The 14,096-nt window shown below is 48.3% G+C and carries 13 protein-coding genes and 1 other annotated feature; all 13 genes read left to right on the top strand.

The features are described from left to right. Positions 1–144 precede the first annotated feature (144 nt). The 13 genes from sigH to rpsL all read left to right on the top strand — a co-directional run bounded on the left by sigH (position 145) and on the right by rpsL (position 14,096). Positions 145–789, top strand: coding sequence for an RNA polymerase sporulation sigma factor SigH (gene sigH, locus PRIO_RS30290; protein WP_020427086.1), 645 nt, complete (start codon positions 145–147; stop codon positions 787–789). A gap of 487 nt (positions 790–1,276) precedes the next feature. Continuing rightward, positions 1,277–1,426: a 50S ribosomal protein L33 gene (rpmG, locus tag PRIO_RS35220; protein WP_074086515.1), complete on the top strand. Its 150-nt coding sequence runs from the start codon at positions 1,277–1,279 to the stop codon at positions 1,424–1,426. A 20-nt stretch (positions 1,427–1,446) separates the two neighbouring features. Further along, positions 1,447–1,638 (top strand): preprotein translocase subunit SecE, encoded by a 192-nt coding sequence (gene secE / locus PRIO_RS30285; protein ID WP_020427085.1) that lies wholly within the window; start codon positions 1,447–1,449, stop codon positions 1,636–1,638. Between the two features lie 21 nt (positions 1,639–1,659). Continuing rightward, positions 1,660–2,193, top strand: coding sequence for a transcription termination/antitermination protein NusG (nusG, locus tag PRIO_RS30280; protein WP_020427084.1), 534 nt, complete (start codon positions 1,660–1,662; stop codon positions 2,191–2,193). Between the two features lie 75 nt (positions 2,194–2,268). After that, positions 2,269–2,694 carry a 50S ribosomal protein L11 gene (gene rplK / locus PRIO_RS30275; RefSeq protein WP_020427083.1) on the top strand — a complete coding sequence of 142 codons (426 nt, stop codon included), beginning with the start codon at positions 2,269–2,271 and terminating at the stop codon, positions 2,692–2,694. Positions 2,695–2,774: 80 nt separating this feature from the next. Then, positions 2,775–3,467 carry a 50S ribosomal protein L1 gene (rplA, locus tag PRIO_RS30270; RefSeq protein WP_020427082.1) on the top strand — a complete coding sequence of 231 codons (693 nt, stop codon included), beginning with the start codon at positions 2,775–2,777 and terminating at the stop codon, positions 3,465–3,467. Positions 3,468–3,535: 68 nt separating this feature from the next. Further along, positions 3,536–3,689 (top strand) — a sequence feature (ribosomal protein L10 leader region). Positions 3,690–3,753: 64 nt separating this feature from the next. Then, positions 3,754–4,257 carry a 50S ribosomal protein L10 gene (rplJ, locus tag PRIO_RS30265; protein ID WP_020427081.1) on the top strand — a complete coding sequence of 168 codons (504 nt, stop codon included), beginning with the start codon at positions 3,754–3,756 and terminating at the stop codon, positions 4,255–4,257. Between the two features lie 65 nt (positions 4,258–4,322). Next, positions 4,323–4,685, top strand: coding sequence for a 50S ribosomal protein L7/L12 (gene rplL / locus PRIO_RS30260; protein WP_020427080.1), 363 nt, complete (start codon positions 4,323–4,325; stop codon positions 4,683–4,685). 135 nt (positions 4,686–4,820) lie between these two features. After that, positions 4,821–5,417: a class I SAM-dependent methyltransferase gene (locus PRIO_RS30255; protein WP_020427079.1), complete on the top strand. Its 597-nt coding sequence runs from the start codon at positions 4,821–4,823 to the stop codon at positions 5,415–5,417. A gap of 424 nt (positions 5,418–5,841) precedes the next feature. Beyond that, the gene (gene rpoB / locus PRIO_RS30250) at positions 5,842–9,387 is read left to right on the top strand and encodes a DNA-directed RNA polymerase subunit beta (protein ID WP_039832596.1); all 3,546 of its coding nucleotides are present in this window, start codon (positions 5,842–5,844) and stop codon (positions 9,385–9,387) included. Positions 9,388–9,497: 110 nt separating this feature from the next. After that, positions 9,498–13,109, top strand: a complete 3,612-nt coding sequence (gene rpoC / locus PRIO_RS30245) for a DNA-directed RNA polymerase subunit beta' (protein ID WP_020427077.1) — start codon at positions 9,498–9,500, stop codon at positions 13,107–13,109. 182 nt (positions 13,110–13,291) lie between these two features. Continuing rightward, on the top strand, positions 13,292–13,543 hold the full coding sequence (locus PRIO_RS30240) for a ribosomal L7Ae/L30e/S12e/Gadd45 family protein (RefSeq protein WP_020427076.1): 252 nt from the start codon (positions 13,292–13,294) through the stop codon (positions 13,541–13,543). Between the two features lie 133 nt (positions 13,544–13,676). After that, entirely contained in the window at positions 13,677–14,096 is a 420-nt protein-coding gene (gene rpsL, locus PRIO_RS30235) for a 30S ribosomal protein S12 (protein ID WP_020427075.1), read from the top strand.

Genomic DNA, 14,096 nt, shown 5'->3' with positions numbered 1-14,096 from the left:
GTTTTCCGATAAAATACCATAATATGCTATTGAAGATTGTTTTTGGTCAATCTGCGGTTGACGGTGTTAGGTAACATAATATATACTGATCCTATATTTCGCGAAGTAACGATGTGTCTTGCGTTGCAGCCGGGGGGATTCTTGGTGAGTGTCGACCTCAAGGAATTAATGCTGTCCGAGTATGATTTCATAAGTGATGAAGAAATTGTCGAGATCTTCCGTGGTGGCGATAGTGGCGCATTGGAGCATCTGATTAACAAGTACCGTAATTTTGTCCGAGCCAAGGCCCGTTCATATTTTTTGATTGGGGCAGACCGTGAAGATATTGTACAGGAAGGCATGATTGGCCTATATAAGGCAATCCGTGACTTTAAGGGCGACAAGCTTTCTTCGTTCAAGGCTTTTGCTGAACTCTGTATCACCCGGCAGATTATAACTGCTATTAAGACGGCTACCCGCCAGAAGCATATTCCGCTCAATTCCTATGTTTCTTTGGACAAGCCGATCTATGATGAGGATTCCGACCGGACCCTGATGGATGTCATTTGCGGAACCCAGGTGCTGGATCCTGAAGAGCTCATTATCAACCAGGAGGAATTCATCGGTCTGGAAGATAAGATGGCGGAGATTCTAAGCGATCTGGAACGCAAAGTTCTGATGCTCTATCTGGACGGACGGTCCTATCAGGAGATTGCAGAGGACTTGAAGCGGCATGTGAAGTCGATTGACAACGCCTTGCAGCGGGTGAAACGTAAATTGGAAAGATATCTGGAAGTGCGTGACAATTGATGATATAATGTACAGGAAAGGCTCGGGACTCGAGTCTTTTTTAGTGTTTTGTGCCGTTTTCAACTGAATTGACAAGAGAATTGCAGTCCGTCCCGTTGACAGCAGGTTTACACGCAGTGCAAATGCTCCATAATGTTAAGTAGAGATGGATAAGTCATGCCGAACGCAGCACAACCAAGGAAAACTTTCGTTTCAGCAGACTATACCGGAAGATTCTCCTTGAGAATCTGAAAAGGGTTCATGCAATTATGGATTCTGGTCTTACTAGACAGCGATTTGATGTGAAAAATTAAGACCAAAGACAACACGCTCTACATGGCTACAGCACCCGAAATTACCCAATGCGATGGGGGAATTCTTTCGTTGACACAGTGGTTGACATTATGCTAAAGTGTTTTAGGTAGGCCTAAATTCGCGGCTTTTTTTAGGATCAATATTTGCGTCTTCTAATTTAAGATTAGAAGGACGTCTTCGGGAGGTGCACATCATGCGGGTAATTATCACTTTGGCTTGTACAAGTTGCAAACAAAGAAACTATGCGACAACCAAAAACAAGCGAAATCACCCCGACCGCTTGGAGATGAAGAAATTTTGCAAGTTCTGTAACGAGCAAACTCCTCATCGCGAAACCAGATAGTCTTTGGAGGTGTAGTCGGCGTGAAACGTAGTTTCAAGTCTTTGTTTTCCTTTTTCACTGAGAGCTGGAGTGAACTCAAAAAAGTTCGCTGGCCTAGCCGTAAGGAATTGAAGAACTACACATTGATCGTTCTCGGTACAATTGTAGTGATCGCTCTTTACTTCTGGGTTCTGGACATCGGTATTTCCGCTGTGATTGAAGCGATTATTTAGAGAGGTCCCAGGTGGCTTGATATGGAAAAAAGATGGTACGTTGTTCATACCTATTCCGGGTATGAGAATAAGGTTAAGGCCAATTTGGAAAAACGCGTTGAGTCTATGGGCATGGAAGACAAAATATTCCGTGTTCTTGTTCCTATGGAAGAAGAACTGGTAAACAAGGACGGCAAGAAAAAAACCGTTATGCGTAAAGTTTACCCTGGATATGTTTTGGTCGAAATGGTTCAGACTGATGATTCATGGTATGTGGTCCGCAATACGCCGGGCGTTACCGGATTTGTTGGTTCGACAGGTTCCGGGTCCAAACCTACCGCTCTGCTTCCGGAAGAAGTTGAACAAATTCTGAAGCATATGGGCATGGTTGAACCTAAAGCGAAGATTGATTTCGAAATCAAGGAATCCGTACGTATTATGGTTGGTCCCTTTGCGAATTTTGTGGGCTCCGTGGAAGAAATTTTGGCTGACAAGAGCAAGATCAAAGTGCATGTCAACATGTTTGGACGGGAAACCCCGCTGGAGTTGGATTTCACTCAAGTGGAGAAAATATAACAGTCGCAAGGGTTTCTTGTGGGAGAACGCTATATAGCGTTCGAATACCACTATTTACGCAAGGAGGTGTCACTCATGGCTAAAAAAGTTATCAAAATGGTGAAACTGCAGATTCCTGCAGGGAAAGCGAATCCAGCGCCTCCAGTAGGTCCGGCGTTAGGTCAAGCAGGTGTCAACATCATGGCATTCTGTAAGGAATTCAACGCTCGTACTGCCGACCAGGCTGGCCTGATCATCCCGGTTGAAATTACAGTATTTGAAGACCGTTCCTTTACCTTCATCACCAAAACTCCTCCGGCTGCCGTTCTGCTTCGCATCGCTGCAAAAGTAGAAAAAGGATCCGGTGAACCAAACAAGAAAAAAGTAGCGAAGCTGGGCCGCGCAGCGGTTCGTGAAATCGCTGAAACCAAAATGCCTGACCTGAACGCTGCTTCTATCGAAGCTGCAATGCGTATGGTTGAAGGTACTGCCCGCAGTATGGGGATCACAATCGAAGACTAATATGTTTTCGGTGAACCGGTCTTGCATGACCGTAATATGTGGGAGGGATTTCCGCTAATACCACAAAGGAGGAACATTTCATGGCTAAACATGGTAAGAAGTACCAGGAATCCGCTAAGCTGATCAACAGCGAAGCGACTTACGAGCCTTCAGAAGCTGTAGAGCTTGTGAAAAAGGCGGCAACTGCCAAATTCGACGAAACCGTTGAAGCAGCAGTTCGTCTGGGTGTAGACCCGCGTAAACAAGACCAAGCTGTTCGTGGTGTTGTTGTCCTGCCTCACGGCACAGGTAAAACACAACGCGTGCTTGTATTTGCAAAAGGTGAAAAAGCGAAAGAGGCAGAAGCTGCTGGCGCGGATTATGTAGGCGATCAGGATATGATCAACAAAATCCAACAGGGCTGGTTTGAATTCGATGTCTGCGTAGCTACACCTGATATGATGAGCGAAGTCGGTAAGCTCGGCCGTCTGCTTGGTGGTAAAGGCCTCATGCCTAACCCTAAAGCCGGCACAGTTACTTTCGACGTTACCAAGGCTGTTCAAGAAATTAAAGCTGGTAAAATCGAATACCGTCTTGATAAAGCAGGCCAAATTCACGCGCCTATCGGCAAAGTGTCTTTTAATGCTGAACAATTGAACGATAATCTTAAAGCTCTGATCGATGCTCTTAACCGTGCGAAACCGGCAGCTGCCAAAGGTGTATACCTGAAAGGCATCGCAGTTTCGTCCACTATGGGACCGAGTGCTCGTGTGAACACCACTGCTTTCAGATAAATAAAGGTTGACTCCTGGAGTCATCTTTGATAGTCTGTAACAGTTGTGAACTTTAAGGTGATCATTCTTGAACTTGAATATGCTTACCGTAGACAGTAGGTGCCGCAGGGCTTAATTTCCTACCGAGGTGTTGTGATAGAAACAAGAAGTGTATGGCGCTTGCCTGACCACTTTCGTTTTATCAAGCCTTCGTGAATCTGCGGAGGCTTTTCTAATGCCTGCGTAGGAACGGCGAGCATTCCCCGGAAAGAATCGTCATAACATAATTTTCAGGAGGTGTATACAATTGGCAAATGCAAAAGTAATCCAAGCTAAACAGGATGCGGTTGATGTTGTAACTGGCAAACTGCAGAACAGTGTTTCTACTGTTGTTGCGGACTACCGCGGATTGAATGTTTCCCAAGTGACTGAACTGCGCAAGCAGCTTCGTGAAGCCGGGGTTGATTTTCAAGTCCTGAAGAACACATTGGTTCGTCGCGCAACAGCTGCGGCTGAACTGACTGAACTCGATGCGGTTCTGACTGGTCCTACAGCGGTCGCTTTCAGCGAAACAGACGCAGTAGTAGCAGCCAAGATTCTGAACGATTTCGCTAAAAAGAACGATGCTCTGAAACTTAAGGGTGGCGTTGTAGAAGGCCGTGTCATCGATGCGGACCAACTGAAGGCACTGGCTGAGCTTCCTTCCCGCGAAGGTTTGCTGTCCATGCTGCTTAGCGTGCTTCAAGCTCCAATGCGCAACTTCGCGCTTGCAGTTAAAGCAGTCGCTGACAAGGAAGAACAAAGCGCGTAAGCCTTTGCTTCCAGCATCATAATTTTTAAACCAAACAAATTTAAATGTAAAATGGAGGTTCAATCATGAGTAAAGAAACAATCTTGGAAGAAATTAAAGGCATGAGCGTATTGGAACTGAACGACCTGGTTAAAGCAATCGAAGAAGAGTTCGGCGTAACCGCTGCAGCTCCAGTAGCAATGGGCGGAGGCGCTGCAGTTGCTGTAGAAGCAGAGCAATCCGAATTCGACGTAATTTTGACAAGCGCTGGCGCTTCCAAAATCAACGTTATCAAGATCGTTCGCGAAATCACAGGCCTGGGCTTGAAAGAAGCTAAAGACCTCGTAGACAACGCTCCAAAGCCAATCAAAGAAAAAGTAAGCAAAGAAGATGCAGAAGCTGTGAAAGCGAAATTGGAAGAAGCAGGCGCAGCTGTAGAATTGAAGTAGTATAGCCTTATGATTAACCCGGGAATGGGCGTTATGCTTGCTCCCGGCTCTCTAGCAACCCCCTTGAACTTGTTCAAGGGGGTTGCTGTATAAGTTATGTCTTGCCAGATAGAGCAGAACGAAAGGGAGGATTATATGTCGCAGCATTATTACTCACAGCAACCGGATGCACGTCATGACAGACGTACCATTGATACGGTGCTGAGAGGAAAAAGCCTCCGTTTTACCAGCGATGCCGGTGTCTTCTCCAAAGGAGACATTGATTACGGCAGCCGTGTACTGATTGAAGCCATGGAGATTCCGGATGGATCGGCTGTGCTTGATGTGGGCTGCGGGTATGGACCCATTGGAATCAGTGCGGCTTACCTGGCACCCAAAGGACATGTCACGCTGATTGATATCAACAGCCGGGCCGTAGAGCTTGCCCGTGAGAATGCCCGGAACAATGGGGTTCACAACGTTACTGTTATGGAGAGCGATGTACTCTCTGCAGTGAAGGGACAGAAGTTTGATGTGATTGTAACTAATCCTCCGATTCGTGCCGGTAAGGCAGTGGTGCATCAGATTTTTGAAGAGGCTTATGACCATTTGAATGAAGGCGGAACGCTGTGGTTGGTTATCCAGAAGAAGCAGGGAGCGCCATCGGCGGCAGCCAAGCTTGAAAGTTTGTTTGGGGATGTAGAAGAGGTGGGCAAGGATAAAGGTTATCGGATCATTAAGGCCCGGAAATAAAAATATATAACCTGTTGACATGTGTTGTCGATAGTGTTATTATTATAAAATGTCAGTATTAAGCTAGGCTCCATGTCTTTAGTTTGCTGAAATGTCAAGTAATATATTGTCGCCCGGTAAGCGCAGGCCGTACGGCAAGTTTTTGCGAATTCAGTTCTCTATGTTCCTGTCTCGGCGAAGGTCGCCGGGCCAATAGATAATAGCGCTTAAACTGTTGCTTGGTGACGTATAATACCTACGTTTTAGGCAAATCTACGGATAAGGAGTATTTTGGCCGTGGAAAAGATGCGCTCTTTTTTCGAAGATTTCGATAAGGGCTTTTCTTTATTTATGGCTGAATCCTTATGTTATGGTTCCATTATACGGGTCCAAACAAGGGTTCGCAATCAATTTTTAAGTGAGTAGACATGAGGGGTGAGTAAAGTTGGCAGGACATCTTGTTCAGTATGGTCGACGCACTCGGCGGAGCTATGCGAGAATTAAAGAGGTACTCGAGGTCCCTAACCTGATCGAAATCCAACAAAAATCGTATGATTGGTTTTTGGAGGAAGGTTTGCGTGAAATGTTTCAGGACATCTCGCCAATCCAGGATTTCACAGGGAATTTGGTGCTTGAGTTCATTGATTACAGCCTAGGCGAACCGAAGTATACGGTTGACGACGCTAAAGAGCGGGACGTAACATATGCGGCTCCTCTACGTGTGAAGGTGCGGCTCATTAATAAGGAGACCGGTGAGGTCAAAGAGCAGGAAGTGTTCATGGGAGATTTCCCGCTGATGACGGAGACCGGCACTTTTATTATCAATGGTGCGGAACGGGTTATTGTCAGCCAGTTGGTTCGCTCTCCAAGCGTCTATTTCAGCACGAAAGTAGATAAGAACGGCAAAAAAACCTACACCGCCACAGTAATTCCAAACCGCGGGGCCTGGCTTGAACTGGAGACCGACGCTAAGGATATCATGTATGTCCGTATCGACCGGACCCGTAAAATTCCAGTTACAGTACTTCTGCGTGCTCTCGGTTTCGGCAGTGATGCTGAAATCCTGGAACTGCTGGGTAATGATGAATATATTCGCAATACGCTGGATAAAGACAATACGGACTCCACGGAGAAGGCGCTTATTGAAATCTACGAGCGTCTGCGTCCGGGTGAACCGCCGACACTGGATAATGCCAAGAGCCTTTTGGTTGCACGTTTCTTCGATCCAAAGCGTTATGACTTGGCCAATGTAGGCCGTTACAAAATCAATAAGAAGCTGCACATTAAGAACCGGTTGTTTAACCAGCGTCTGGCACAGCCTTTGGTTGATGAATCCACTGGAGAAATTCTGGCGGAATCCGGACAAATGGTTGACCGCAGACTTCTTGATGAGCTGATTCCTTATTTTGAGAAGGATGTCGCTGCCAAGACCTACCGTGTTACCGGCGGAGTGCTGGACAGTGAAGATATCCCGCTGCAAACGATCGATGTATTCTCGCCGATCGAAGAAGGCCGGGTTATCAAGCTGATTGCCAACGGCAATATCGACAAATCCGTTAAGCATATTACCCAGGCTGATATTATATCCTCAATCAGCTACTTTATTAATCTGCTGCACGGTATCGGCAACACAGACGACATTGACCACTTGGGTAACCGCCGTCTGCGTTCCGTAGGTGAATTGCTGCAGAACCAATTCCGCATCGGGCTGTCCCGTATGGAACGCGTAGTGCGTGAGAGAATGTCGATTCAGGATGCGAATGCAATTACTCCGCAGGCCCTGATCAATATTCGTCCGGTCATCGCGTCCATTAAAGAGTTCTTCGGCAGCTCCCAGCTGTCGCAGTTTATGGACCAGACGAACCCGCTGGCAGAACTTACGCATAAGCGTCGTCTGTCTGCACTCGGACCCGGCGGTCTGACCCGTGAACGCGCGGGCTTTGAAGTTCGGGACGTGCATCACAGTCACTACGGCCGGATGTGTCCAATCGAAACACCGGAAGGTCCGAACATTGGTCTGATCAACTCCTTGTCCACCTTTGCCCGCATCAATGAATACGGCTTTATCGAAGCTCCGTACCGTTGGGTGGATCCGAAGACCGGCAAGGTCACAGAGCATATCGATTATCTGACCGCCGATGAAGAAGACAACTATGTAGTTGCGCAGGCAAACGTGCAGATTGATGAAGATGGAACCTTTAAGGAAGATATGGTTATCGTCCGTTACAACAAGGATTCAGACAACATCACGACTATGCCTAGTAACCGTGTTGACTACATGGACGTTTCGCCAAAACAGGTTGTATCGGTCGCTACGGCGCTCATTCCGTTCCTGGAGAACGATGACTCCAACCGCGCACTGATGGGATCTAACATGCAGCGCCAAGCCGTTCCGCTTCTGATTCCGAAGGCTCCGCTTGTCGGTACAGGAATGGAGCATAAGTCCGCTAAGGACTCCGGCGTATGTATTGTCTCCAAATATGACGGTATTATTGAACGCTCTTCTGCCAATGAGATCTGGCTGCGCCGGGTTGAGATGGTTGAAGGCAAAGAAGTCAAAGGGGATATCGTTAAATATAAATTACACAAATTTATGCGTTCGAACCAAGGGACTTGCATAAATCAGCGTCCGCTTGCTAAAAGAGGCGACATTGTGAAGAAGGGTGACATTCTTGCGGATGGTCCTTCCACCGAAATGGGCGAGTTGGCTCTGGGCCGCAACGTAGTTGTTGCCTTTATGACTTGGGAAGGTTACAACTACGAGGATGCGATCCTGCTGAGTGAGAAGCTGGTGAAGGAAGATGTATACACTTCGATTCATATCGAGGAATACGAATCCGAAGCTCGTGACACGAAGCTGGGACCTGAAGAAATTACCCGTGATATTCCAAATGTCGGTGAAGAAGCACTGCGCAACTTGGACGAACGCGGCATCATCCGCATTGGTGCGGAAATCAATGCCGGTGACATCCTTGTAGGTAAGGTAACTCCTAAGGGTGTAACTGAGCTGACTGCTGAAGAACGTCTGCTCCATGCAATCTTCGGGGAAAAGGCACGTGAAGTTCGCGATACCTCCTTGCGTGTTCCGCATGGTAGTGATGGTATTATCGTTGACGTCAAAGTATTCACACGTGAGAACGGTGATGAGCTGCCTCCGGGTGTAAATCAGCTGGTTCGTGTCTACATCGCCCAGAAACGTAAAATCTCTGAGGGTGACAAAATGGCCGGACGTCACGGTAACAAGGGTGTCGTTGCCCGTATTCTTCCTGAGGAAGATATGCCATTCCTGCCGGACGGTACACCGGTACAGGTAGTACTGAACCCGCTGGGCGTTCCTTCCCGTATGAACATCGGACAGGTGCTGGAGGTCCATCTTGGTATGGCTGCTCTTCGTCTGGGCATCCATGTAGCTACTCCGGTATTTGACGGTGCCCGCGAGTATGACGTCTTTGATACGATGGAAGAAGCCGGCATGCAGCGCAATGGTAAGACTGTGCTGTACGACGGACGTACAGGTGAGCGCTTCGAGCGTGAAGTAACTGTCGGTGTCATGCACATGATCAAGCTGGCGCACATGGTTGATGATAAGATTCATGCCCGTTCCACAGGTCCTTACTCACTCGTTACCCAGCAGCCTCTCGGCGGTAAAGCCCAGTTTGGTGGACAACGTTTCGGGGAAATGGAAGTATGGGCGCTTGAAGCTTACGGCGCCGCCTATACACTGCAGGAAATCTTGACGGTAAAATCCGATGACGTGGTTGGCCGTGTGAAGACGTATGAATCCATCGTCAAAGGCGAGAACCTGCCGGAACCTGGCGTGCCTGAAGCGTTCAAAGTATTGATCAAGGAACTGCAGTCGCTTGGTATGGATGTCAAGATCCTCAGCGGTGATGAGCAGGAGATTGAGATGAAAGAACTGGACGATGAGGACGAGACGTCAGGCGACAAGCTGAGCCTTAACTTGGAAGGCGCGGAAGTTGGAATAGAGTAGTCAGATCAAGAGTGATTTCATGTAAATGAACCGTGCCCTCTGTTGACCTAACCGTCAAGAGAGGGCCTATGCGGTAATAAATCAGGATAGAGATTAAGGAGGGTTGCTCCTTGTTGGACATTAACAGTTTTGAATTTATGAAGATCGGGCTTGCATCTCCGGAAAAAATTCGCTCTTGGTCCCGCGGAGAAGTGAAAAAACCGGAAACCATTAACTATCGTACTTTGAAACCGGAAAAAGAGGGCTTGTTCTGCGAGCGCATTTTCGGACCGCAAAAGGACTGGGAATGTCATTGCGGCAAGTACAAACGTGTACGTTACAAAGGCGTTGTGTGTGACCGTTGCGGCGTTGAAGTAACTCGTGCCAAGGTTCGCCGTGAACGCATGGGTCACATCGAACTGGCAGCACCCGTCTCTCATATCTGGTATTTCAAAGGGATTCCTAGCCGTATGGGCCTGGCCCTCGACATGTCCCCGAGATCGCTTGAAGAGATCATCTACTTTGCATCTTATGTTGTAACTGATCCAGGTGAAACACCACTGGAGAAGAAACAGCTTCTGTCCGAGAAAGAATACCGCAGCTACCGTGAAAAATATGGCTACGGATTCCAGGCCGGTATGGGTGCCGAGGCCGTTAAGAAACTCCTTCAGGATATCGATATCGATAAAGAACTGGAGTTCCTCAAAGAAGAGCTCCGTACAGCTCAGGGCCAACGCCGCAACCGGGCGATCAAGCGCCTGGAAGTAATCGAGGCTTTCCGCAACTCCGGCAACAAGCCTGACTGGATGATCATGGATGTGCTTCCGGTTATTCCTCCAGAGCTTCGTCCAATGGTTCAACTCGATGGCGGACGTTTTGCTACGTCTGACCTTAATGATCTGTATCGCCGTGTAATTAACCGGAACAACCGTCTGAAGAGACTGCTTGATCTCGGTGCACCTGATATTATCGTGCAGAACGAGAAACGTATGCTCCAAGAAGCCGTGGACGCATTGATTGACAACGGCCGCCGTGGCCGCCCTGTAACCGGGCCTGGTAACCGTCCGCTCAAATCGCTCAGCCATATGCTAAAAGGTAAGCAGGGACGTTTCCGCCAGAACCTGCTCGGTAAACGCGTTGACTATTCCGGCCGTTCCGTTATCGTTGTAGGACCGTATCTCAAAATGTACCAGTGCGGTCTGCCGAAAAAAATGGCGCTTGAATTGTTCAAGCCATTCGTCATGAAAGAGCTCGTGAACAAGGGGCTTGCCCATAACATCAAGAGCGCCAAACGTAAAGTTGAACGTGTAAGCCCTGAAGTCTGGGATGTGCTTGAAGATGTTATTAAGGAGCATCCGGTTCTGCTGAACCGCGCACCTACGCTTCACAGACTGGGGATTCAGGCATTTGAACCGATCCTGGTTGAAGGTCATGCCATTCGTCTGCATCCGCTCGTATGTACGGCTTACAACGCTGACTTTGACGGTGACCAGATGGCGGTGCACGTACCACTGTCAGCGGAAGCTCAGGCTGAAGCTCGTATTCTTATGCTGGCATCGGGCAACATCCTGAACCCTAAGGACGGCAAACCGGTAGTTACCCCTTCCCAGGATATGGTCCTTGGTACATTCTATTTGACCATGGACAACAAGGAAGAAAAAGGGACCGGTATGATTCTGCGCACGGTGAACGAAGCTGTATCAGCTTACCAGCGTGGAACCGCAGGCCTACATGCACGTGTAGCCATTCCTGCTAAAGCTCTCGGCAAAACATGCTTCACCGAAGCCCAGCAGAACGCAATGCTCGTTACGACGATCGGTAAGATTATCTTCAATGAAATCTATCCGAGCAGCTTCCCGTATATCAACGAAGCAACTAAGACCAACCTGCTGCAAGGCACACCAGAGAAGTACTTTATTTATGAAAAAGGCGCGGATATCCGCGAGCTTATTCTGAGCCTGCCGGACGCAAGTGCTGTAGGTAAGGAATATTTGGGGCTGATTATTGCCCGCTGCTTTGAAATCTACCATACAACCCAAACATCCATGATTTTGGATAAAATCAAGCAGCTCGGCTTCACGTACTCCACCCGTTCCGGTGTAACAGTAGCCGTATCGGATGTTATTGTACCTGAAGAAAAGATAACCATTCTTAAAGAGTCGGAAGCCAAGGTTGATGTGGTTGCGAACCAATACCGCCGTGGTCTGATTACCAATGATGAGCGTTATGACCGTGTTATTGAAATCTGGTCGAAGACTAAGGATGATCTGACGAACATCCTGCTGAAATCGATGGACCGGTTCAACTCCATCATGCTCATGGTGGACTCCAAGGCGCGCGGTAACAAATCGCAGATTACACAGCTGGGTGGTATGCGTGGTCTGATGGCTACGCCGTCCGGACGGATTTTTGAATTGCCGATCAAGGCGAACTTCCGTGAAGGCCTTACCGTCCTCGAGTACTTTATCTCCACTCACGGAGCGCGTAAAGGTCTGGCGGATACAGCGCTGCGTACAGCGGACTCTGGTTACCTGACCCGCCGTCTGGTTGACGTGGCACAGGATGTTATCGTCCGTGAAGATGACTGCGGCACCGATAAAGGCTTCACTGTCAGCCGTATTCAGGATGGCAAGGAAGTTATTGAGGATCTGTACGACCGTATTGAAGGACGTTACTCCTTTGAAACTGTCCGCCATCCGGAAACGAAGGAAATCATTGTTAACCGGAACGATCTGATTGACTCCGATAAGGCTGAGGAGATCGTGAATGCCGGGGTAACCAAGCTGCAAATCCGTTCCGTGCTGAGCTGCCGTGCCCGTCACGGGGTCTGCAAAAAATGTTACGGACGCAATCTGGCAACGGGCAAACATGTGGATATCGGTGAAGCCGTAGGGATTATCGCCGCTCAATCCATCGGTGAGCCGGGAACCCAGCTTACCATGCGTACGTTCCATACCGGTGGTGTTGCCGGTGATGACATCACGCAAGGTTTGCCGCGTATTCAGGAGTTGTTTGAAGCCCGCAACCCTAAAGGACAGGCGACAATCAGCGAAATTGACGGGGTAATCAAGGAAATCCGTGAAACCAAGGACCGCCGCGAAATCGAGGTTCAAGGTGAAGCAGAATCCAAGACCTACTCCATTACCTATGGTTCCCGTCTGCGCGTCAGTGAAGGCCAGGAGATTGAAGCTGGAGATGAACTGACAGACGGTTCGATCGATCCAAAAGAAATGCTGCGCATCAAAGGGATCCGCGGGGTACAGAACTACATTCTGCAGGAAGTGCAGCGTGTATATCGTAACCAGGGCGTAGAAATCAATGATAAGCACATTGAAGTTATGATCAAGCAGATGCTGCGTAAAATCCGCATCATCGAAGCCGGCGATACAAATCTGTTGCCGGGCGCTTTCTCGGATATCCATGAATATGAAGCTGCCAACAAGGAAGCCATCCTTACCGGTAAAGAGCCTGCAGTCGCTAAGCCAGTGCTGCTCGGGATTACCAAAGCTTCCCTTGAGACAGATTCCTTCCTGTCTGCGGCGTCCTTCCAGGAAACGACTCGTGTCCTGACAGATGCTGCAATCAAAGGAAAAGTGGATAAACTTCTCGGCTTGAAAGAAAACGTTCTGATTGGTAAGTTGATTCCTGCCGGTACGGGTATGAACCGTTACCGCAATGTCAAACTGAGCGATCCGAATGAAGAAAACCTGCTGGAAGACTTAGAAACTGTACCTGCTGAATAATAGAATCACCATGAGCAGTTTAATCGCGTCACGGTTCCTTAGGGGAGCGTGGCGCGGCTGGCTGCTGTAATTTTCAGCAAAATTATTGCTGATTTTCTTGACATCATCCGATGATAATGCTAATATGTCTAAGGTGCGTGAGTAGCCGCGTTATTCTTATTCATTGGAGGTAATATTTTATTATGACTGATGATATGGGATTGCAGGATGCTCAGGTCAAGATCGGTACCAAACAAACCGTCAAGGCGGTAGAATTGGGCCAAGCTGCAGAAGTCTATGTGGCGGAGGACGGAGATCAACGGCTTACTTCCAGAATTGTTATGCTTTGCAACAAACAGGGCGTGAAGATCACTTACGTGGACACCATGCTGAACTTGGGCAAAGCCTGCGGTATAGAAGTTGGTGCTGCTATGGCAGCCGTCTTAAAACAATAGCAAGGAAATTGTTTTTGTGCCGGGGGTACACACCGGAAGCAAAGACTTTTCATTTGTCTTTTTATGAACCACCTGGGTCTGTGGACTTAATGTTCGTAAATGGATTATCATTTCAGGAAGGGGGTGGCACAACATGCCAACTATTAATCAATTGGTTCGTAAAGGCCGTCAAGCCAAAATCGAAAAGTCCAAATCTCCCGCTCTGCAAAAAGGGTTCAACGCCCTGAAGCGTGAGGCTACAAACTTGAGCGCTCCGCAGAAACGCGGTGTATGCACTCGTGTAGGCACAATGACACCACGTAAACCAAACTCCGCACTTCGTAAGTATGCCCGTGTTCGTCTGACGAACCGTCTTGAGGTGACTGCTTACATTCCGGGGATCGGACATAACCTTCAAGAGCACAGCGTAGTATTGCTGCGCGGAGGTAAAGTTAAGGACCTTGCGGGAGTTCGTTACCACATCGTACGTGGCGCTCTGGATACAGCAGGTGTAGCTAACCGGATGCAGGCTCGTTCCAAATACGGTGCGAAACGTCCTAAAGCTAAGAAATAA

It is taken from the genome of Paenibacillus riograndensis SBR5 (genome assembly GCF_000981585.1).
In the GTDB taxonomy this organism is placed as follows: domain Bacteria; phylum Bacillota; class Bacilli; order Paenibacillales; family Paenibacillaceae; genus Paenibacillus_AQ; species Paenibacillus_AQ riograndensis.
The sequence above is the reverse complement of the archived record's forward strand: the minus strand, read 5'-3'. Positions and strand labels throughout refer to the sequence as shown.